The sequence below is a fragment of the Bacillus cereus group sp. BfR-BA-01408 genome, from assembly GCF_022663305.1.
Classification (GTDB): domain Bacteria; phylum Bacillota; class Bacilli; order Bacillales; family Bacillaceae_G; genus Bacillus_A; species Bacillus_A pacificus.
Window position 1 is genome coordinate 13,242 of sequence record NZ_JAKUFF010000049.1, and the last position, 23,514, is coordinate 36,755.

Here is a 23,514-nt window from a genome sequence, read left to right on the forward strand (position 1 = left end):
ATAAGATCCATATGTTACGTTATTCCAGTTAATCAAACAAAATACAGAGAAAAACAATCAATTTTACTATATTTTGTTATAAATTCGAATAATATTAAATAATACTATCCATTATAGGAGATTTTAGTTGAATACCTACAATATGATGTGTAAAATCTAAGCAAGTAGCAGTTTAAATATAAATTTGAGGTGAATACATGCTAGATTTTGAGCAGTTAGATGCTTGTTTGAAAGACAAGAGATTTATAGATGGATTACAGGGAATAAATAATGAAATTTCATATATAAAAGAAACGAATACTTTATCTTATGTGAAAAAGTGGCTTGCTAATATTCCTTCACATAAGGAGTTTGATATATTAATACGTCTTACTGATGAAGGGCTTATGCACCAATACAGTTCATTCCTCATTCGCTATGCCTATAAAAAATTCCCAAATATGAGAACGCTCTCTTTATATTGTGATGAGTTAATTGATGAGCGGAAAATACTTGAAGTAGAACAGTTGTTAAAAGACTCATTAGAAGAGGTAAATAAAGAAGAGATAGACGTTGATCTTTTAGCGAAAACATATTTTACATTAGTACGATGTTTGTTGGAAATGAAACGAAATGAAGAAGCTCTTTTTTATATGCAAAAGGCAGAGGAGTACAGTGCACGTGCAGTATTTGATAAATGGGGCTACGTGTATATGCATACAGGTGAATGGGAGAAAGCAGAAGAACAATTTATAGCTGGTATGCAGCATAAAGATTGTGAAGAGTTATCTACCTATTTATTATCACAGTTATATGCGAATAAGGGAGAACAAAAACGTGCATTACAGCTAATTGATGATGCGATTGTAAAGTTCCCGCAAGTACCATATTTTCATTTTGAAAAGGTGAAATATTTATTAGATTTAGGGAAGTATGAAGAAATGTTAGTGGTAATTGATAACATAAATAAGCAGCTTCCTTATCATGCGTATAAAACTTACTTTGTACATTTACGTGCAGAAGCGCTTTACAAAATGAATAAAATTGTAGATTTACAACAGTTATTAAAAGAAGAAAAAAGTTTAAAAGAGTCTTTATATCATAATTTAGAAAAAAATCCAGATGGCAAAAAGGTTCACTTACCAATCGTTCCAATTGTACAAAAGGATAATTATTGTGTACCGACAAGTTTAGAAATGATGTTACAGTTATGGGGAGACAAACGTACACAAGATGAGATAGCAGAGTTTATTTTTGATATGACGGGATCGAAGTTTTCAGATACTGTTTCTTATTTAGAAGAATTAGGTTATGAATATCGTTATTTTAAAGGGAATGTAGAAAATTATAAGAGACTGTTAGATCAGGGGATTCCCGTTTTATTAAGTATAGATATTGAGCATGCGTCACATGTGCAAGTGCTAGCTGGATACGATGATATGTTACAAGCTTTTTATGTTCAAGATCCGAATTTTATCGAACCAGTTATTGTGGAATATAGTAAGTTGCAAGAAAAATATCGTTATACAGGCTGCTTAGCGATTACGTTTGTTCCGAAAGAAAAAAAGGAACTACTATCATTTTTAAATGAAGAAGAACATCATTATTTTAAATCTATTTTTTCTTTAACAGATCATTTGGATGAACAAGATAAAGAGGGGATTCATGACTTAGTACAGTTTTTAAAAGGGACGAGTGATAATCCGAATACGTGGTTATATACGGTTAAGCATTTAGATGTTGAAGTAGATAAAGAATTTATTTTATATTGTATAGAAAAGTTAATGGAGAAATTTCCTAACTCAGATTTTGTTAAATTACATGGTGCACAGTGCTTTATTCGCCTTGAAGAGTTAGAAAAAGCTGGACACATGCTTGCGAGTGTTGAGAAGAAAAATAATCGTGCCTTATATCATTTCATAAACGGAAGGTATGCTTTTGAGCAGGAAAGTTATTTAGAAGCGATTTCAAGTTTTCGTTCCTCGTTACAATTAGACGCGGATCAGCCGATTGCTTGGAGTTTTCTCGCTTTATCATATATGTATATCGATCAATCTGAAAAGGCGTTGCAGTTTTCTCAAGTCGCCTTGGAACGTAGCCCTGAACGATTTACTTTAACGAATCACGGGTTAATATTAATAGATTTAGAAAGATATGAAGAAGCGTATGAAATCTTTAATGATTTGTTAAAAGAATATAAAAATGAAGCACATGTATGGTATGAGCGAGCGAGATGTGCGCATCATTTAGGGAAATTATATTTAGCGATAAAAGGGCTTAAAATAGCAATTCATTTGGATAGTAATGCACCATACATTTATACGAAACTTGCAGAAATATACGAATCTGATTTGAAGGATGAAGAAAGTACGAAAGAAGTTTTATTAAAAGGTATTGAGAATTGTGATGATAAGGCATCTCTATACGTAAAACTCGGTGACTACCATTTTCAAAAGGATAGTCTGGAAGAAGCGGAAACATCGTATACTCGTGCTTTAGAAGAAAATCATGATGATGTATATTCTCACTTCGGACTTACGCAAGTTTATATGGCAAGAGAACAATATAAGGAAGCAAAAGAATATATTCTCAGTATCGAAAAACAAATTGAAAAGAGCCAAGATTTCCTTATGAACGCTGGAATGGTTTTATGGGATGCTGAGGTTGAACTTGGTGGAAGTGAAGAAGGATTTAAAGTAGCATTGTCTAAGTTAGAGAGTGGTATAAAGCAGAGCGAATATAATGTAGCAAGTGCGTTAGATGAATATGTGAATCGAATGAAAGGAACGGTATTTGTACAACGAGGAATAGCATTCTTAAGAACGTTACAAAAAGAAAGAAATGACGTAAGTGAATATGGCTGTTATACAGGTATTTTATATGAGTCGATTGGACAGTACGGTCAGGCGATGAAAAGATATAATAAGGCGATAGAACAAAAAGAAACGGCATTACCGTATTACCGAATTGGTGAAACACTTATGGCATTAGGACAATTAACGGAAGCAAAACAAGCGTATGAAAGATGTTTAGAGCTTGATGGGAATTTCATTGGTGTACATTTACAGCTTGCGGAAATATATGAAAAAGAAGAAAATCGTTCTAAAGAACAAAGTCATATGGTTCAGGCGATGAAAGAAGAGCCGTTGCATATTAATATGGAATATTTGGCACAGCTTTCAGTAGAAATGAATCTTCAGGAAGAATTGCTGGCTGAACTAGAACAATTAGCGGACGAAGTACCTGAAATATGGCGATTAGATGCGATTGCATATGTGTATGGAGCAATGAATGAAATAGATAAAGAACAAGTACAGATTGAAGAGGCACTACGATTAGATGGCGAGCATACAGAAGTTTTATATCATTATGCAAAAGTATTAGTGAAAAATAGAAATGCAAAGGCAATTGAAATTGCGATGAAAGTGATACAAAAAGATGTAAATAATGAACGTATATTTGATGTATATGTAAAAGCGATAGAACAACATAAGAAATGGTCTAACATACGAGATTTTCTTCATATATTAAAAGTGAAAAAGGCAGACAGAAGTATGGCGTTTATGTATGCTGCATCTGCGGTTACAGAAAGATGGATTGAACGTCAACAAAATGAACAGCCGAAGAAATCCATAATTACAAGAGCTTTTTATCGCATGAAAAACCGTGCGAAAGAAATTTCGATTATTACTACAATCATTGATTTATATGAAATCTCATTAAAGTTAAATCAAAAAAATAGTATGGCAGCGCAGCGATTTGCACTATTTTACGAGAATGTGGTGATGTATAAAGAGGCGATAGATGTGTTGCAAACATCATTAGAAAGTAAATGGGATTACGATGTAGCCAAGCAACTTGTAAATCTTTTCATAGAGTGTGAGGAAGAAGATAGGTTACGGGATGCTGCAGAATTAACGAAGCAAATGGTTCGAGAGTTACCAGATGATTATGATACGCTTCTTTTACAAGCACAAGTATTCTTTAAAATGGGAGAAGAAAGAAAAGCAGAAAAGATTACTTTACAATTAACGGAGCAAACACCGTTTGTAAGTAGAGCGTTTCTTGCTTTAGGAGAAATATATCAAAGTCAAGAACGGTTTGAAGAGGCAATTCACGTATTACAAAATGCTTCTATACATCATCCGAATGAAACAGCAATTCTTCTTTCTTTAGCATCTTCTTATCATGGTGCCGGCCAAACGATAAAGGCAGAAAAAATAACAAATGAAGTATTAACAATGGATGCGAGTGATTTGTTAGCAAGATATGATCGTGCTTGTTATTTAGCGCAGTTAAACAGGAATGAAGAGGCGAAGGAAGAGCTTGAAATTGTACTTCGTGAGGATGAGTCAGGATTTTTCGCTGAACTTATCGAGGATGATGAAAATTTAGCAGTATTGCGAGAATTGGAAAAGTAATTGTATAAGAAGAACGAAAAAGGATATAAATAAAGTGAAACTTTAATCAGTGGGGGTCTTACTACCCATTAAAGCGGGATAAAATATATTTTGAATTAGTTGACAATTCATCGCCTGATGGCATAAAATAACTTTTAACAAAGTATACAAATCTGAAGACGAGAAAGAGTAAAATAGTGTACTGTTCCACAGAGAGCCGGTATGTTGCTGAAAGCCGGTGTGCAGACGTTATTTGAAAATCATCTCCGAGGAGCCGAGGCTGAAAGTAAGTAAGCCCGGACGGATGTCTACCGTTACAAAGAACACGTATGATAGTACGTTGCTAAGTGCTATTAGCGAAGAGCTAATAGAATTAGGGTGGTAACGCGGTTAAACCCGTCCCTACTTCATAGGGACGGGTTTTTTGTGTGCTTTAAAACATAAAAAGGAGTGATTGTAGATGAAGAAAGTAGATGTAAAAGAGTCAGCTGTAGGGAGAGAAACACGTATTCGTAAGCAGTGGAACGAGCAAAGTATTTTCGAGCAATCAATTCAGAATCGAGAAGGCGCACAATCGTTTGTTTTTTATGAAGGACCACCAACGGCGAATGGATTACCGCATGTAGGTCATGCGCTTGGACGAACAATTAAAGATGTAGTAGCAAGATATAAAACGATGGCTGGTTATAAAGTGTTAAGAAAAGCGGGATGGGATACACACGGCTTACCTGTAGAATTAGGTGTTGAGAAACAACTTGGTATTTCTGGTAAACATGAAATCGAAGAGTATGGAATTGAACCATTTATTAAAAAGTGTAAAGAGAGTGTATTCACATATGAGAAGCAGTGGCGTGAATTCACTGAAAGCATCGGTTACTGGGTAGATATGGATGATCCATACGTTACGTTAGAGAATCCATATATCGAAAGTGTATGGCATATTTTAGGGACGATTCATGAAAAAGGATTATTGTATAAAGGGCATAGAGTTTCACCATATTGCCCAAGCTGTCAAACTTCACTAAGTTCACATGAGGTTGCCCAAGGGTATAAAACAGTAAAAGATTTAAGTGCAACAGTTAAATTTAAAGTGAAAGATAGTGAAAATGAATATTTCCTAGGTTGGACGACAACACCTTGGACACTTCCAGCCAATGTTGCACTCGCTGTACATCCAAATATGGAATACGTGAAAGCGAAACAAGAAGGGTATGTATACATTGTTGCGAAAGAACGTGTACAAGATGTATTAAAAGAAGACTATGAAGTATTATCTGTTCATAAAGGAGAAGAATTAGTAAATACTTCTTACACAGCACCGTTTCCAATGAAGGAAGTTACAAATGGTTACCACGTTATCGCAGCCGATTTTGTCACGGCAGATAGTGGTACAGGACTCGTTCATATCGCACCGGCATACGGGGAAGACGATTATAGAGTCGTTCAAAGTGAAGGATTGTCATTCTTGCATGTTGTAGATGAGAAAGGTGAGTATACAGAGGCAGTACCATTTTTGAAAGGTAAATTTGTTAAAGATAGTGACGTAGATATCGTTCGTTATTTAGCGAAGGAAGGCTTACTATACCATAAAGAAAAGTATGAACATAGCTACCCGCATTGCTGGCGCTGTGATTCACCACTTCTTTATTATGCAGGAGAGAGTTGGTTAATCCGAACAACTGCAATTAAGGATACATTTTTACAAAATAACGATACTGTTACTTGGTATCCAGACCATATGAAACATGGACGCTTTGGTAAGTTTTTAGAAAATATGGTGGACTGGAATATTAGCCGAAATAGATATTGGGGAACACCATTAAACGTATGGGAATGTGAAAGTTGCGATCATCAATTCGCACCGAAAAGCATTGCTGATTTAAGAAAGCATAGTACGAAAGAAACACCTGAAGATTTAGAATTGCATAAGCCGTATGTAGATGAAGTGCAAGTTAGCTGCGAAAAATGCGGAGGTGCGATGAATCGTACACCAGAAGTAATTGATGTTTGGTTTGATAGTGGTTCGATGCCATTTGCGCAATATCATTATCCGTTTGAAAATAAAGAGTTATTTGAAGATCAGTTTCCAGCAGATGTAATTGCAGAAGGCATTGATCAAACACGCGGCTGGTTTTATAGTTTATTAGCAGTATCGGCACTATATACAGGAAAAGTGCCTTATAAACGAGTGTTATCACTAGGGCATGTATTAGATGAAGAAGGACAGAAAATGTCTAAAAGTAAAGGGAATGCACTAGATCCAGTTGATTTAGTAAATCAGTTTGGTGCAGATGCTTTAAGATGGGCACTTCTCGTTGACAGTGCTCCGTGGAATGCGAAGCGTTTTTCTGAAAGAACAGTATTGGAAGCGAAATCTAAGTTTGTAGATACATTAGTCAATGTGTATAGCTTCTACGTTTTATATGCAAATTTAGATGAGTATAATCCAGATGAAACATATGACGTAAAGCGAACGAAATTGGATGAATGGGTATTATCAAGATTGCATAGTACAACGAAAAAAGTGAGAACTGCACTTGATGATTATCAATTTACGAATGCAGCTCGTGAAATCGCGACGCTTGTAGATGAAGTAAGTAATTGGTACGTAAGGCGATCGCGTAATCGTTTCTGGGAGTCTGGTATGAATGCTGAAAAAGCAGCTGCGTATGAGACACTTCATGAAGTACTTGTGACAATTAGTAAATTAATTGCACCATTTACACCGTTTGTCGCTGAAGATATTCATTTAAATTTAACTGGAAGTAGCGTTCATTTAGAGGATTATCCAATTATAAATGAATCACTACTTCAACCGAAATTAGAAGCGGAGATGGATGCAGTTTTACAAGTTGTTGAACTTGGAAGAAGTAACCGTAATCAACATTCTTTAAAAGTAAAACAGCCGTTAGCGGAACTTGTATTACTTGAGCATAATGAAAATGATATGGATTGGGAATTTTATCGTGATATCGTCATGGATGAGTTAAATGTAAAAGCGTTCCATGTTGAACTCGATGAAACGAAATACACGTCTTATCAATTAAAGTTGAACTTTAAAACGGCTGGGCCGAAGTTCGGTAAAAATGTGAATGCAGTAAATGGTTGGCTAAAACAATTACCACAAGACGAGGTACAAAACTTTGTTTCTACAGAAAGAGCGGTTTACGAAGGTGCATCAGGAGAAGAAATAGTTGTAACGACTGAAGATGTAGTAGTAGAGAAAGTTGCGAAACCTGGATTCTCTAATACAACTAACGGACAATATACAGTAATGTTAGATACGAATGTAACGGAAGAATTGCTACAAGAAGGGGTAGCACGTGAATTCATTCGCGCCGTTCAAGAATATCGTAAGCAGTTGAATTTACCTGTTAATTTACGAGTAGATGTAATTCTTGATACAGAGGAAGAACTACAGCAAACGTTAACGAATCATAAAGAGTTGTTGGAAGAAAACTTACTCGTTAAACAATTTACATTTGGTCACTTAACGAATGAAGATGATGAACTATCTTTAGGTGAGACGAAAGTTCGTATTAAATTAAGCGCGACTAAGTAAAGAAAAGGAAGTTGGAATCATTCCAACTTCCTTTTTTGTATGATAGATATTTATCCGGCTAATTTTTTCATAATCGATTCGATAGGACCTCAAGAAAATTTCTTTCTAAAGTATTGTTTTCGCTTTACACATAAATATTGAGAAAATTTCACGCCCCCTGAATGGAAAGGTAATAGAATTGTTCATAGAGAATTACTCGTAGATTCAATTTTTATTCCCCCCATTTTATGGGGAATGATTGCCTAGTGGTAATGGGATAAGGTTGAGCTACTTTATTAGGGGGAGTGGTTCTATGTTTAATAAAAAAATGGTGGCAATGGCAATGACTGTGCCGTTAGTAATGGGGACGATTACTACAGTTTCCGCATTGGAAAAACAACAGCAAGTAAAGCTAGAAGCTTATTCGCCGCAGAAAAAAGCAACTGAATATTTAAAAGAAAATGCTGCGCAGTATGGATTAAAAGCAGACCTTTCAGACTTACAATATATTTCTACAACAGAAACGTCAGTAGCTTCATATGTTAGGTTCCAACAAGTTGTGAATGGTGCGCCTGTATTTTCAAAACAAATTACAGTTACTCTTAACGGTGAGGGAAAAGGAGTACTTGCTGTTTCTGATTATCAATCTGTTAAAGGTGTGAAGGAAGCTACGACAAAAATTAGTGAAAAAGATGCAATACAAAAATCAATGGCGTATGTTGGAGAAGTAAGTGAACAAAACTTATGGGCTCCTACAGAGAAGGAATTTGGATATATTGTTGAAGAGGGAATTGCTCGTCCAGTATATAAAGTTGTAGTCCATTCTAATAACCCGTTTGGTGCATGGGAAACATTTATTGATGCTGAAAACGGAAAGTTAATTAAAAAGGTTGATATAAACCGAAAAGCAGAAGGGTCAGGAAAAGTATTTTTACCTAATCCTGTCGTATCAAGCGGGAGTTTAGCAGGATTAAAGGATAACAATGATGCGGATTCTCCAGCGTTAACGAATCAATTAAAAACGGTCACTTTAAAAGGCTTAGATGGGACAGGATTTTTAATTGGAGAGTATGTAACCATTTCTTCAAAAGCAAAAACGAAATCTACAAACTTACAATTTAACTATACACGCGCAAATGATAGCTTTGAAGATGTCATGTCGTATTATCATATCGATACTTTGCAACGTTACATTCAAAGTTTAGGTTTTAAAAATATTAATAATCGCTCTATTAAAGTGAATGTGAATGGAACGACAGCTGATAATTCATTTTATTCCCCAACAACGAAAGCTTTAACCTTTGGTACTGGCGGAGTAGATGACGCAGAAGATGCTGGTATTATCGCACATGAATATGGACATTCAATTCAAGATAATCAAGTTCCTGGTTTTGGTAGTTCGGCAGAAGGCGGAGCGATGGGAGAAGGATTTGGAGACTTCTTAGGTGCTACGTATGAAGATGCAGTATCAACTACAGGGTACGGAAAAGCATGTGTTGGAGAATGGGATGCGACTGCTTATTCTAGTTCAGATCCGACGTGCTTACGCCGATTAGATAATAATAAAGTGTATCCGAAAGATATTACGAATGAAGTACATGATGATGGAGAAATTTGGGCTCAAGGACAATATGAGATGGCGCAAGCATTTGGTCGTGATGTAGCAACGAAAATTATTTTACAATCGCACTGGTCGTTAACACCAAACTCTAAATTCAGTGATGGAGCAAAAGCGATTAAACAAGCGGATGCTCTTTTATATGGCGGACAACATGCTGCGGATATTGATCGTATTTGGGCAGCGAGAGGAATTAGTACGAATTAATGTAAAAAGTCGTGGCATGTATAAGCCACGACTTTTTAATTTGCTTAAGAACTGGTACTAGTAAAGTAAGCTATACGAATGATAATGTGAATTTATTCGCATTTCATTTGTTTTTTTCGTCTTTAAAAACAAAATGCTCTTTAAATTTTCTAGACTCTACTTTTTGACCATTTCTCATGGAGCGGAAAGGGTGTTCTTGCCAAGTAATAATTACATCAACTTCATCCGCCTTTGTAGCAACTGGAAAATTAGCATGTTCAAATCCAGTTTTTCCACTTGCTAAACGACTTTCCTTTAGAGAAAAGAGTTCATATTTCGTTTTTGTTTTTGGTTCGTTGCGGAATACTTCGACTTGTACGTTATATACTTCACTGTTTCCAACATTTTTTACTGAAAATTGATAAGTTTGGAATTCATCTTTTTTAGCTTGAAGCTTTTTTTTGTTTACTTTTTTCGGTTCAGCAATATTCACTTGCCATTGATCAGAGTTTTGAGAGATAGGTAAAGATTTTGGTGAGTATGCGTACGTTTCATTCACTACAATTAGGCATAACAAAAGAAGAAAGAAACTAATCGCTTTTTTCATATTAACACCTCACTATAAAATTTTTATTAATATGCGTAAATAAAACGGAAAATATGTAATTAAATGGAAAAAGGTGATACTTTGATTCAAATGAATTTGAAAAAAATTGAAAAAATGGTAAATGGTGAAGGATTACAAGAATCGTTTCATCTTATCGAGATGCATGGTGTCTGCATAGATTCCAAAAACATGAAAGAAGGAAATTTATTTGTTCCAATCATTAGGGTGAAAGATGGGCATGAGTATGTGAAAGAAGCAATGGATAATGGAGCTGTCGCTTCCTTATGGAAAAAGTCTTACGGTACTCCGCCAAAAGGGATTCCAATTATATTTGTAGATGACACTTTGTTTGCTTTGCAACAATTGGCACAATTTTATCGAAGAGAGCTAAATGTAAAAGTAATAGGAATTACAGGTAGTAATGGCAAGACTACGGTAAAAGATATAATAGGAGGTATTTTAAGTTCAACTTATCGAGTGCATAAAACAAAAGGTAATTTTAATAGTCAAATCGGTTTGCCGTTAACAATTTTAGAGATGAAACGAGATACAGAGTTTTTAATACTTGAAATGGGAATGAGTGAAAAAGGACAAATTCGAAATTTATCACGAATAGCACAGCCAGATGTAGCGATTATTACAATGATTGGACAGTCACATCTAGAGACGCTTGGATCAAGAGAAGAGATTGCAAAGGCTAAATTTGAAATTATAGACGGATTAAATGACGATGGACTGTTCCTATATAATGGCGATGAGCCATTACTTTCTCAAAATATTAATATGCTAGGTATAGAAAGTAAGTCATTTGGTGGAAAGTATACAAATGATTTGTTTCCAACGAACGTACAATTAGATGAATATGGTGTTCATTTTAAAATAAATAATACAAAAATACAGTACGATGTTCCCTTACATGGAAAACATAATATTTTAAATGCGATTGTCGGAATTGCTGTAGGGCAATTTTACAAAGTCCCTATAGAAAAAATACAAGAAGCATTGCAGCAAATAAATATTACACAAATGCGCTTTCAGTTTTTAACCGCTAAAACAGGTTTTACAATTATTAACGATGCATGGAATGCCAGCCCCTCTTCCATGAAGGCTGCAATTGAAACGTTACAGAAATTAAATGCCTATGAGAAAAAAATGATAGTGATTGGAGATATGTTGGAGTTAGGGAAGAAAGGTGAAACATATCATAGAGAAATTGGTAAAATGTTAAATGAGGAGAGCATTCAATATGTATTTACGTATGGAGAGTTAGCCAAAATTGTAGCGGAAGAAGCAAGAAAGAACTATCATGCAGGAAAAGTACAATCATTTGATAATAAAGCCGAGATAGCAGAGGAAGTATTAAAAATTATAACGCAAAATGATGTTGTATTATTAAAAGGCTCACGTGGAATGGCTTTAGAGGAGATTGTACAAAAGTGGATTTGAAAAATCAAAATATATTTAAAAAGACTTGCGTTTTATAAAACAAAGAGATAGAATACTCTGTAAATATAAAAAGTGATGATCAGGAAAAGTACATGATGCAAAGGTCTACAGAGAGCAATCGGTTGCTGAGAAGATTGCGATACCGCATGATGGAAAGACACCTGTGAGTGTTGCTTTGAACGTGATAATTAGTAAAAGCAAACGGTACCTACCGTTATCAGGGCTAAGATGGTCATTATGACAATTTGGGTGGTACCGCGGAAAAATCCGTCCCTATTTATAGGGGCGGATTTTTGTATTCTTTGAAAGGAGGTGAGTGACCGTGGATGATGACGATGATAACAATAACGTAAATAAATATAAATTTACTGGAGGGAAATGTAATGAAGCGTTCACTCACAAAAGAATGTACAAAGCAAAGCGGAAAAGTTGTATTACTTCAAGGATGGGTAAAAAAGATTCGTCATCTAGGTAATGTTAGTTTTTTATTAATAAGGGATCGATCAGGGGTTATGCAATGCGTATTAGAAAACAAGCTAGCTGGATTTAAAGTAGATGTGGAAAGTGTTGTTCAAGTCGTAGGCCAAATAGTAAAGACTTCGAAAACAGAATTAGGGATTGAAGTGCTTGCTCACGAAGTGAAAATATTAAATGGCGCAGAACCACTTCCATTTGAAATAAATAAAAAGAAGTTACAAGTCGGCTTAGATCAACTACTGAATGAACGGGTATTATCATTAAGACATGAGCGAACCGCGGCTATATTTAAAGTGAAATCTACGCTCGTCCAGAGCTTTAGTGAATTCCTTATAGAGAACGATTTCACACGTATATTTACTCCAAAAATTGTTTCGCAGGGGGCAGAAGGAGGAGCAAATGTTTTTAAGCTGCCATACTTCCAAAAAGAAGCGTATTTAGCTCAATCACCACAGTTTTATAAGCAAATGATGGTAGCGGGAGGATTAGAACGTGTTTTTGAAATTGCACCTGTATATAGAGCGGAACATCACAATTCTTCCCGTCATTTAAATGAATATATATCGTTAGACGTAGAGATTGGCTTTATAAATGATTTTCATGAAGTGATGCAATTAGAAACGGATGTTTTAAGATATATGTTTCAACAAGTAGCAAAAAACTGTGAGAAAGAACTACAACTATTACAAATAGAAGTACCTGTTATTACAGAAATACCGAAAATTACATTGTTACAAGCACAAGAAATTTTGAAAAGTAAGTATCGGAAAGAATCGCCAATTGGGGATTTAGATACAGAAGGTGAGAAGTTACTAGGGAAATATGTGAAGGAAACATATAAGAGTGAATTTGTTTTCATTACACATTATCCGAAAGAAGCGAGACCGATGTATACGATGCCGAATAACGAGAATCCAACTATTACTGATTCGTTTGACTTACTATATAAAGGATTAGAAATAACTTCAGGGGCACAGAGAATTCATAATTATGAAATGTTACTAGCTTCTTTTAAAGAAAAAGGATTACATCCAGATACATTTCAATCTTATTTAAATACATTCCGATACGGTTGTCCCCCGCACGGTGGTTTTGGAATTGGATTAGAGAGAGTTGTATATAAATTTTTAGAATTATCGAATGTGAGAGAAGCGAGTGCTTTTCCAAGAGATTGTACGCGTCTTATACCATAACATGAGTACCCTTCTATAGTATAGAAGGGTACTTTGCATTTTAATAAAAGTGGAAGAGAATAATAATATTTTTTGTGTGAAAATATGTAAATTATATTAAGAACATTTTATAATGAATTGAGAAAAAGAAAATTCATAAGTTATAATGAAATATGAATATAAAAAAAGTTCATATAATAATGTATGGAAGGGTATGAAACATGTTATATCAAACTCAAGCAACACAACAAACACCAGCTTATATAATTTATCTTCTTGATGTAAGCGCATCAATGAACCAAATGATGGATGCAGGCGGAGAAGAAAAAAGAAGAATTGATATTGTAACGGATGCTCTTTCTTTAGCAATTCGCCAAATGGTATTTCGTTCAACAAAAGGTAGTCGCTTGCTCCCGAGATATAAGTTATCTATTTTAGCCTATAGCGATCATGTTTTTGATTTATTGGGTGGGGTGAAAACAATAGACGAGGTAGCAAGACTTCGCCCTCTAGAAAAAATACAAACGCATCGTTTAACTGATACAGCAAAAGCTTTCTCTGTAGTAGAGAAGTTATTGCAAAAGGAATTACCAAATTTACAAGACGGGCCAGCTCCTGTTGTTTGTCATATGACAGATGGTGCTTCTACTGGTGAAGATCCAGAATTAATTGTGCGAAGAATTATGAATATGTCTGTACCTGATGGAAACGTACTAATTGAAAATATTTTTATTTCAGATGAAATCATGCAAGAACACATTACTAATATAAAGAAGTGGGAAGGCATTATGCCAAATACAGAGATTACAGATGAATATGGTGCAAAGTTGCAAAGACTTTCATCGCCTATACCTCAAAGCTATCGTGAGATGATGACGGAACATGGGTTTCATATTGCAGATGGTGCTGTGATGATGTTTCCAGGGACAAATGCGGACTTAGTATCACTTGGATTTCAAATGTCTGCCGCAACGCCGGTTCGATAGGAGGGGGGAGTATGTTGAAATATATCCTCTCGCAAAAGAAAGAAACGGTATTGCAAGAAAATAAAATGAAACATTTTACATATCGATATAGCTATGTAAGAGCAAAGGAAACGCAGGATTTAAATGAGGGTGGACAAGACTTCCTAGCATTTCAAGATAATGGAACTAGTTTCATATTTGCGTTATGTGATGGTGTAGGGCTGTCTTTTCATGGTGAAATTGCTGCAGAATTTCTTGGTATGAAGTTAGTAAACTTGTTTGATACATGTCAAGGAAGTGAACTGGATATTGCTACATTATTAAATGAACAGTTAAATAATTGGATAGAAGAAGCTTCAGAGGAAGTGAATGCATTTCGATTGCCAGAACAAACACCGTGGTTACTTCGCGATGTTTTGGAGGAAAAGCGAAAACAAGGTAGTGAAACGATGTTTATTGGTGGGAAAATAGAACTTATTCCAAATGAAGATAAAGTACAAATAACGATAGTTACACATGGCGATTCATTTGTGCAATTGTTTCAAGATAAGGAGAATTGTTCGAATGTAATGAAGTTTAAGAGAAATATAGAGAAAAGATGGTCTACACAGCGAGGTATTATTGGTGGGGAATTGGCGGTTTTTTCAAAGGCATTATCTAGGCAAGAAGCGAATCGGATAGTTATTCACTCAGACGGACTTGTGCCGCTTAAGCAGTATAACTTTGAGGAAGTGTTAAAAGAAATTGAGAGGGCACAGAACTCTCCGACAAGCGATGATATTTCATTTTTAGATGTTTCTTGGTAATAAACACGATGGAAAAAAGGTGAATTAACGTGGAAGAGATTATTGTGACATACATAAAACAGTCAAATGAAGAAATTGATATTGCAATTCCAAATGACGTAAAAGTGGTACAAATTATTGAAGCGATTTTACATCATGAAAAAATAGATGAAGCATTGAGCGGGATCTATGAAATTAGAGTGGCAAAAGATAAAGAAGAGTGGCATTCTATTCGAAATGATGAAACGTTGCGCGATAATGATGTGTGGGATGGACAATATGTAATGCTACATAAAAAAGGAGCAATTATCCCTTCTTTTGAAATGATGCCAGCAGAAGAAGTTTATAATGAACCTGTTAAACAAGATATGTCTTCTAGTGAAGAAGATTATGTATGGAAAATCATTGAGTAATAGTTTTTGGATGGGGAAGGAGAAATGTTTTGTGCAAAAATCACCGTATTTTCAACGCTCTCCGCGTGTGAAAGTAGATATACCAACAGGGGATGTTATTATTCATGATCCGCCGAATATACCGGAGGAGCCGAAATTTTCAATTGAAACAATGTTACTGCCTGCAATGATGACAGTTTTAACATTGGTATTATATTTTGTAATGATGAAATTTATGAAGATGAATTCAAGTTATATGCCATTAATGATGGTTTCAAGTATTCCGATGTTGGGATCATATATAATTACAACGATGGGGCATTTCCGTAAAAAGAAAGAACATCGTCAAATGGTTGAACAATTACAAACAAGATATTTAGAGCAAATTCAAAAGCATAGAGTGGAATTAGATACGTTAAAGGTTGAACAAGCAAAATATTTAATTACACAAAATCCAAGCCCATTAAAAAGTGTACAAAGAATTGAAAACAGGGAAAGTAATTTGTGGGAGAGAACACCTGAAAGTCCAGACTTTTTAGATATTCGTATTGGTACAGGAGAAAGACCATTCCTTGTAGAATTGAAGGTGCCTGAACAGAAAGGTTACGAAGAAAATCCATTAGTTACAGAAGCACAAAATGTGAAAAGAGATTTCAATACGATACCGAATGGACATATTTCAATTTCTTTGAAAAAAAATGATGTAATTGGTGTAGTCGGAAATAAAGAAGATAGACTAAACTTTATTCGAATTGTAACGACACAAATTATGACGCATCATGCACCAAATGAAGTGAAAATAGCAGCATTTTATCATGAGAAGGAGAAAAAGCAGTGGGATTGGATGAGGTGGCTTCCTCATGTATGGGATGAACAGAGAAGTATGCGCTTTTTATCTGAAAATCAACAAGATGCACAGAAACTAGCTGAAGTACTATTTACCCCACTTAATATGCGTAGAATCTATAATTCTTCTGCGCAAGCAGATGCAAAAGTTCCTTTAATTCCGATGTATGTATTTTTCTTATCAGCGAGAGAATTTTTAGAAGATGATCCTTTAACTCCAATGTTACTTAGAGAAGGTGAAAGTGTAGGAGCTTCTACATTTATTTTTGCGGAACAAAAGGAACGCTTACCGATGGAATGTGATCTTGTAATAAGCTTAAATGGAGAAAATGGTGAGTTAGTAGAAACGTTTTCAAGTTCAGCTGAAAATAGTGGAACAACGCGTGCTAGTTTTAAAGTAGATCGACTTTCATTCGAGCGATGTGAACTAGGAGCGCGAAGCATTGCTCCAATTCGAATGAAAAGTTCTACAGCAGCCAACATTCCGAAAGTATTAACATTTTTAGACTTGTTTCAAGCTAAAAATATGGAAGAGCTACAAGTGCTAGAGAGATGGAAAGAAAATCGATATCCGACTTCATTACCGGTTCCAATTGGTGTAAGAGAAGGAAGTAAACCTGTTTTTCTAAATATTCACGATAAAATAGAGAAAAAAGGGCATGGTCCACACGGTCTAATGGCTGGTACAACAGGATCAGGAAAAAGTGAAGTAATTCAGTCTATAATAGCAGCGTTAGCAGCAACCTATCACCCTCACGAGATGGCATTTATGCTTATCGATTATAAAGGTGGTGGGATGTCAAACACATTTGCGGGATTACCGCATATTATTGCATCTATTACGAACTTAGAGGACCCGAACTTAATTGAGCGTGCCAGAATTTCATTAAAGGCAGAACTAGAACGGAGACAAAAATTATTCATTCAAGCTGGAAATGTTCAGCATCTAGATGAATATTATGAAACAAGCTGGCGTGAAAAAGAACCTTTACCACATTTATTTATTGTTATTGATGAGTTTGCTCAAATGAAAAAGGAACAACCAGAATTTATGGACGAGCTAATTAGTGTCGCTGCAATAGGAAGGACATTAGGAGTTCACTTATTATTAGCAACTCAAAAACCTTCAGGGGTTGTAAATGACAAGATTTGGAGTAACTCACGTTTTCGAATTTGTTTACGTGTCCAAGATGATGCGGATAGTCGTGAAATGTTAAAGATTCCAGATGCATCTAAAATCAATGTACCAGGGCGAGGATATCTTCAAGTTGGTAGCAATGAAGTATTGGAATTATTCCAATCTGCATGGAGTGGAGCACCTTATAATCCAGATGAAGAGAAATTTCTTGATATTGTTGACTTTACAGAAGTGAAGCTTTCCGGTGAAAGAATAAAAGTGAAAAAGCGTCCAAAACCAATGACAAATAGTCCAAAGCAATTACAAGCTTTTATTCAATATGTACAGAGCGTATCAGAAAAAGAAAATATTAAAGCATTACCAGGACCTTGGCTGGATCCATTACCGGAAAAATTATTGTTAAAAGAATTTTATGCTATGGAAAATTGGACAATTGCTGAGTGGAATAAACCGAAAGAATATTTACAAGTAACAGTAGGGTTAATTGATGATGTTGCAAATCAAGCGCAATTTCCGCTGAAGTTAGATTTACAAGAAGGACATTTAAATATTTATGGTATGCCAGGTACAGGGAAAACGACGATGTTGCAAACAATTATTATGTCTTTAGCTGTATCGCACACACCAGAAGAAGTGAATTTCTATGTTATTGATTTTGGTCGAATGTTCTTAGATTTTAGAGACTTACCTCATATAGGCGGGATTATACAAGAAGGCGAAAATGAGAAAATGAAACGTCTATTTGGATTTTTAAAGAAGGAAATCACGCATAGAAAAGAGAGTTTTTCTAATATCGGTGCAAAGTCATTCTCTATGTATAACCGAATGGTAGAAAAGAAAATTCCTGCTATCGTTGTAATGGTAGATGGTTATATAAGATTCAAAAATGAATTCGAGAAAGAAAATGAAGTGTTAGAATTGTTATTGCGTGAATCAAGTACATACGGAGTTTATTTCTATTTCTCTCTGAATCAAACAATTGATATGTTCGATCGTGTTCGTAATAATATACCGATGGCACTTACATTTGAATTGCAAGATGGAACAGAATACCATAACTTAGTAGGCAGACCTAAATTCCCATTAATTGAAGTTCCTGTTGGCCGTGGATTAATGAAAGGGCAACCGCCGGAATTATTCCAAGCAGCATTGCCGTTTATTGGGGAAAGTGAAATTGAGTACTCTCAACAATTAAAAACAATTATTCAAAAAATGAATAGAGAATGGAGCGGTGAAAAAGCAAAAGAGATTCCAATGGTACCTAAAGAAATATTTGTAGAACATATGATTGAAAAATTAGAAAGGGCTCATATTTCAGCAGGTATAGAAACAGAGGATATTCGTTTGCAAAGTTTTTCTTTAGATGAAATGAGTCATATATTTATTGGAGGAAGAATAGAAGGTGGAAAAACATCGTTATTACAAACACTTCTATTCACTACTACATACCAATACTCTCCTGAAAAGGTTGAGCTATACTTAGTAGACCTTGGTGAAAGACCTACAGGCTTATTAGCTCTTGGAGATTTACCTCATGTGAAGAAGAAAGTTACAGATGGTATGCAATTAAAAGAAATGTTAGATGAATTGTTAGAGCTAATAAATAATAGAGAACCAATAATGCCTTCTATAGATCCAAACGCAACAGTGGAGATTCCATATAAGAGAATAATCATTGCGATTGATGATATCGATCAAATGTTAACTATATTATCTACTGATTATGAGGCGAAAAATAAAATGGAACTAATAGTCCAAAATTGTAAAAATAAAGGGATTCACTTTATGACAGCTGCTACAACGTCTAGTTTAAATAGCTATTCTCATGAAAAATGGTTTGCGGAAATTAGAAAGAGAAGTATTGGTTATTTATTGGGAACGACACAAAATAACGATGTGTATTTCTTTAATATGAAACTGCCACATACTGAAATGGATCAAGAATTATTAAGTGGGGATGGATATTGCATACGTAGAAAGCCAATAAAAATAAAATGTGCATATACACCGTTACATTTACTTCGTACGATGACAGATAAAATTAGTTTGAAATGGTCTGAATTAAAAGTGAAATAATATTAAAATAGGGTTAAATTACTATAAAATAGAATATTTTTGTAATTTAACCCTTTAAAAATTGTATGAATATAGTTTATAATCTAATTGTTGTATCATTTATGATTTGAAAGGGGAAATTATTAAGATGGCAGAAATTAAAATCACACCAGAAGAACTGGAAAGAATCGCAGGAAACTTTAAAAACGCAGCAGGAGAAGCACAAAGTCAAATTAATAGACTTGAAGGCGATATTAATAGTTTAGAAGGACAATGGGCTGGGGCAACACAAGCGAAGTTCCGTGGAGAATTTATCCAATCTAAACAAGCAATGCAACAATACATTCCAATTTTAGAAGGTATTTCAACAGATTTAAAACGTATCGCTGATAAATTCCGTAACACAGATAACGCATACTAAGAATAGAACAATTGCAAAAGACCAGGAGCTATTGTTCCTGGTCTTTTTTTGAAAAATTGTTATACGAGAGTAAGGGGATAAAATGGGATTCCGACCAGAAGTAGGAGAAAAAATTAGTCTTAATAAAGATGTTTATCGTTTTGAGAAACACCCAGCTGTAATTGGTATTGAAATGCCCTATGGCCAAGAGGGAAGGCAAGGAACCGTTTATCAATTACAACAGGAAAATGGTGTAGAACGAATTGCATTAAAAGTTTTTAAGGAACGCTATCGTGAGGAAAAACATCAACTAGCATTTTTGAAGCCACTTTCTTCCTTAGTGGGTCTGAAAGTATGTTCACGCTATATCGTTACTAAAGAAGAACATACATCTGCTATCGAAAAATCAGAAGATCTTGCTAATAGTATTGTAATGCCTTGGATTGAAGGTCCAACTTGGGCTGATATTTTACAAGAACAACGAATGTTATCAAAAGAACAATGTTTCTTTATTGCAGAAGCATTTCTTACAACACTTAAAATGATGGAAGAAAATGAAGTTGCTCATAATGATTTATCGTCTAGCAACGTACTTGTACCTTTCTTAAGTGAAAATGCAATTGAAGGCCAACACAATATCGAACTTGTTGATGTTGAGCAAATGTATGGCCCAAAAACGAAAAGACCTTCATTATTGCCAGCAGGTTCAGCGGGTTACGCACCAAAGTATTTGACAAGTGGAGTATGGCAAAAAGAAGCCGATCGATTTGCAGGTGCTATTTTAATAGGAGAAATATTAAGTTGGTGTAGTGAAGAAGTTCGAAATAAAAAATGGACGGATGCAAGTTACTTTAAAACGGAAGAAATGCAGACAGAATGTGAAAGATATACGTTACTTCAGCAAGTATTACATAATCAATGGAACGGGGAAATTGCAAAATTATTTAAGCAGGCATGGAGTAGTAATTCTTTCGCAGAATGCCCAAGCTTTGCACAGTGGTACGATGTATTTAATAGCGCGAGGGAAAGAATAAAAATTGATGCGGAAAGGCAGTCAGCAGAAGAACACTCTCTTTTTGTATCAAAATGTTTGGAAATTGCAAGATTATTAGAAGAGAGAGGATTTAAACAAGCGGCATTATATGAATATAAAATAATTTTCAATTCACTCAATCCATCAACAGCTCTGCAAAAAGAACTCGCATATATCATTCAAACTATGGAGAGTCAAGAGCCTGAAATAAATAATAAAATGGTCCTACAACATTATTTGGAATTAGCTACTGAATTGGAACGAGAAAACAATGCAGCGTTTGCTTGTTTCGTCTATTCACGAATCGTACAATTTCCAAACATTGATCAGACGTTAAAACAGGAAATTGAAAGCATTATTAAAGAGATAGAAGAAGAGCAAGGAACACAGTCGCAGCAAGAAGTAGCAGCTACAATTACAGTGCCAAATAGCATTCTACAAAGCCGAAAACAAACAAAAAAACAAGTGGAATATGATATAGATGATGAGATTTTAAATGCAAAAGCATCGAATCAACCACTTACAATAGCGCATGAACAAAGTGAACCATCGGCTTTTTCTACATGGTGGAAAAAGAATAAGAAGCGAATTTTGATTATTGGCTCAACTGCAGTTGTTGTAATAGGTGGTTCAACGTTATTTTATTTCTATACAACAAACGCGAAATATCAAAAGTTTATGGAACAAGCACGACAAGCTTATGATGATAAAAAATATACAAAAGCAGAAGAAGCTGTTGGACAGGCAATTGCTGTGAAGGGTAAGGATGAGGCTTATCTCCAATTAGCAACGATTTACGTTGCTGAAGGAAAAAATAAAATTGCAATCGATTATATTACAAAACTAATAAAAGATAGAGAAATAGATAAAGAAAATAATGAAGCTGCTTATCTATTAGCCTCAGCAAATTTCCGCATTGGAAAATATCAAGAAGCAGTGCAAAATTTTGAACAAGCGCTAGCGAATAATGCAAAAGGAATTGAACCATACAAAAAAGATGCAATGCGAGATTTAGCTGTAAGTCATATGAAAATGAAGGAATTTGAAAAGGCAGAAGATGTTATTGTCAAAATGAGTACGAAAACAAATGAGGATAAGGCAATTGTTTCGTATTTAAAAGGTCAACTATCAACCGCAACTGTACAGTTAGACAAAGCAGAATCTTTCTTTAAAGAAGCTATTATGCAAGATTCAAAGAATCCGATATATACAATTGAACTTTCAAATTTATATGTGCTTTGGAATAAAACAAATTTAATTGATAGTGCGAAGAAAGAAATGAATTATCAACAAGCATCTCACATTTTACAAGTAGCGATTCAAAAAGATATGAAAAATATTGAGTTGTTAAATCAACTTGGAATTGTGTATTACGAAGCGGGTCAATTTTATGAAACGCGAGATGGCGCAAAGAGTACTGCTGCATATCAGCAAGCGTTAGAAGCTTACAATAGAGTTGTCAGCAGTGGAACACGCGACATAAATACGCTTGTAAATATAGGGATTTTATACGATAAAGTGGGACAAGGGAATGAAGCAGAGAAGCTTTTCACAGAAGCATACGCACAAAACGATGAAAATCCGCATGTGAATTTTGCATTCGGGATGTTTAAAATTAAACAGAAAAAATACGAGGAAGCAAGTCGTTTCTTAAGAAAAACAGTGCAAGCAAATGAAAATGAATCTGAAGTAAAAGCCGCGCAAGAAAAGCTAACAGAAATGAAAACAAACGGTTGGATTCAATAAAGATAGGAAAAGGGGAAAAGGACATGGAGGAAAACAATAATAACTTAGGGAAAAAAGTCGCTATATCAGTAATGTCGGTAGCATTACTAGGAACATCAGGATACCTTGTGTATGACAAAGGCTTTAAGACAGCAGGAAAAGAACAAGTAAAACTAGCAAGTAATACAGAAGAGAAAAAAGATGATCGTATTACAGGGGGCGATTTACAGTCTATGTTCCCAAATTTAGTCGCTGATCCTGCAAAAAAAGATGAAAAACCCGGCGAAAAACCAACTATTAATTTAGCAGACTTAATTGGGAATAATAAATCACCAATTACGCCAGTAACATATAAACCAGATGAAGTATCGGTGGAAAAGAAAGATCCACAAATTAAATTATCGGATGCACCAACTCCACAAAAGTTAGATTTGCCATCTAATATGGGGGGACCTGTGGCGGAACCGGGAAAGGCGAATGATAATAAACAGCAACCAAATGTACAAGAAGGTGATGGGCAAAAGCTAGAGACTGGTATAAAATCAGATGCAAAACCGGATATAAAACCAGACACAACGCCGGATCCAAAGCCGGATCCAAAGCCAGATCCAAAGCCAGATCCAAAACCAGATCCAAAACCAGATCCAAAACCAGATCCAAAACCAGATCCAAAACCAGATCCAAAACCAGATCCAAAACCAGATCCAAAACCAGATCCAAAACCAGATCCAGATCCAGAACCAACACAC

General features: G+C 35.1%; 12 protein-coding genes, 1 pseudogene and 2 other annotated features. Of the genes and pseudogenes, 12 read left to right on the forward strand and 1 reads right to left on the reverse strand.

All coding sequences use genetic code 11. From position 1 onward, the window contains the following. The first annotated feature begins 197 nt into the window (after positions 1–197). From MR083_RS18385 to MR083_RS18395, 3 genes are all read left to right on the forward strand, one after another. Positions 198–4,400, forward strand: coding sequence for a bacteriocin-processing peptidase family protein (locus MR083_RS18385; protein ID WP_242269684.1), 4,203 nt, complete (start codon positions 198–200; stop codon positions 4,398–4,400). Between the two features lie 146 nt (positions 4,401–4,546). Beyond that, positions 4,547–4,786 (forward strand) — a binding site (T-box leader). A gap of 53 nt (positions 4,787–4,839) precedes the next feature. Beyond that, positions 4,840–7,941, forward strand: coding sequence for an isoleucine--tRNA ligase (gene ileS, locus MR083_RS18390; protein ID WP_242269685.1), 3,102 nt, complete (start codon positions 4,840–4,842; stop codon positions 7,939–7,941). Between the two features lie 292 nt (positions 7,942–8,233). Then, complete coding sequence (locus MR083_RS18395) at positions 8,234–9,745, forward strand: M36 family metallopeptidase (RefSeq protein WP_000482290.1); 1,512 nt, start codon at positions 8,234–8,236, stop codon at positions 9,743–9,745. A 103-nt stretch (positions 9,746–9,848) separates the two neighbouring features. Here MR083_RS18395 and MR083_RS18400 read toward each other — a convergent pair whose 3' ends face one another. Then, entirely contained in the window at positions 9,849–10,331 is a 483-nt protein-coding gene (locus MR083_RS18400) for a hypothetical protein (protein WP_098229136.1), read from the reverse strand. Positions 10,332–10,394: 63 nt separating this feature from the next. Between MR083_RS18400 and MR083_RS18405 the strand changes: the two genes are divergently transcribed. From MR083_RS18405 to MR083_RS18445, 9 genes and pseudogenes are all read left to right on the forward strand, one after another. Beyond that, a complete protein-coding gene (locus MR083_RS18405) occupies positions 10,395–11,777 on the forward strand; it encodes a UDP-N-acetylmuramoyl-tripeptide--D-alanyl-D-alanine ligase (protein ID WP_242269686.1) in 1,383 nt (460 codons plus the stop codon). A 66-nt stretch (positions 11,778–11,843) separates the two neighbouring features. Further along, positions 11,844–12,055 (forward strand) — a binding site (T-box leader). A 105-nt stretch (positions 12,056–12,160) separates the two neighbouring features. Then, entirely contained in the window at positions 12,161–13,447 is a 1,287-nt protein-coding gene (gene aspS, locus MR083_RS18410; RefSeq protein WP_242269687.1) for an aspartate--tRNA(Asn) ligase, read from the forward strand. Positions 13,448–13,647: 200 nt separating this feature from the next. Beyond that, positions 13,648–14,412: a vWA domain-containing protein gene (locus MR083_RS18415; protein ID WP_000966842.1), complete on the forward strand. Its 765-nt coding sequence runs from the start codon at positions 13,648–13,650 to the stop codon at positions 14,410–14,412. 11 nt (positions 14,413–14,423) lie between these two features. Then, positions 14,424–15,197: a PP2C family serine/threonine-protein phosphatase gene (locus tag MR083_RS18420; RefSeq protein ID WP_242269688.1), complete on the forward strand. Its 774-nt coding sequence runs from the start codon at positions 14,424–14,426 to the stop codon at positions 15,195–15,197. A 29-nt stretch (positions 15,198–15,226) separates the two neighbouring features. Beyond that, positions 15,227–15,589 carry an EsaB/YukD family protein gene (locus MR083_RS18425; RefSeq protein WP_000391141.1) on the forward strand — a complete coding sequence of 121 codons (363 nt, stop codon included), beginning with the start codon at positions 15,227–15,229 and terminating at the stop codon, positions 15,587–15,589. Between the two features lie 31 nt (positions 15,590–15,620). Continuing rightward, complete coding sequence (essC, locus tag MR083_RS18430; RefSeq protein WP_242269689.1) at positions 15,621–19,628, forward strand: type VII secretion protein EssC; 4,008 nt, start codon at positions 15,621–15,623, stop codon at positions 19,626–19,628. Positions 19,629–19,755: 127 nt separating this feature from the next. After that, the gene (locus MR083_RS18435) at positions 19,756–20,028 is read left to right on the forward strand and encodes a WXG100 family type VII secretion target (RefSeq protein WP_000807831.1); all 273 of its coding nucleotides are present in this window, start codon (positions 19,756–19,758) and stop codon (positions 20,026–20,028) included. A gap of 82 nt (positions 20,029–20,110) precedes the next feature. Beyond that, positions 20,111–22,786: a tetratricopeptide repeat protein gene (locus MR083_RS18440; RefSeq protein WP_242269690.1), complete on the forward strand. Its 2,676-nt coding sequence runs from the start codon at positions 20,111–20,113 to the stop codon at positions 22,784–22,786. Between the two features lie 23 nt (positions 22,787–22,809). Continuing rightward, positions 22,810–23,514: pseudogene (locus MR083_RS18445) on the forward strand (hypothetical protein); the annotation flags it as partial.

Excerpts from the sequence above, each read along its gene's own strand:
- MR083_RS18385 (WP_242269684.1), top strand. The coding sequence starts at position 198 with ATGCTAGATTTTGAGCAGTTAGATGCTTGTTTGAAAGACAAGAGATTT.
- ileS (WP_242269685.1), top strand. The coding sequence starts at position 4,840 with ATGAAGAAAGTAGATGTAAAAGAGTCAGCTGTAGGGAGAGAAACACGT.
- MR083_RS18400 (WP_098229136.1), bottom strand. The coding sequence starts at position 10,331 with ATGAAAAAAGCGATTAGTTTCTTTCTTCTTTTGTTATGCCTAATTGTA.
- MR083_RS18440 (WP_242269690.1), top strand. The coding sequence starts at position 20,111 with ATGGGATTCCGACCAGAAGTAGGAGAAAAAATTAGTCTTAATAAAGAT.
- MR083_RS18435 (WP_000807831.1), top strand. The coding sequence starts at position 19,756 with ATGGCAGAAATTAAAATCACACCAGAAGAACTGGAAAGAATCGCAGGA.
- aspS (WP_242269687.1), top strand. The coding sequence starts at position 12,161 with ATGAAGCGTTCACTCACAAAAGAATGTACAAAGCAAAGCGGAAAAGTT.
- MR083_RS18405 (WP_242269686.1), top strand. The coding sequence starts at position 10,395 with ATGGAAAAAGGTGATACTTTGATTCAAATGAATTTGAAAAAAATTGAA.
- MR083_RS18415 (WP_000966842.1), top strand. The coding sequence starts at position 13,648 with ATGTTATATCAAACTCAAGCAACACAACAAACACCAGCTTATATAATT.
- MR083_RS18395 (WP_000482290.1), top strand. The coding sequence starts at position 8,234 with ATGTTTAATAAAAAAATGGTGGCAATGGCAATGACTGTGCCGTTAGTA.
- MR083_RS18420 (WP_242269688.1), top strand. The coding sequence starts at position 14,424 with ATGTTGAAATATATCCTCTCGCAAAAGAAAGAAACGGTATTGCAAGAA.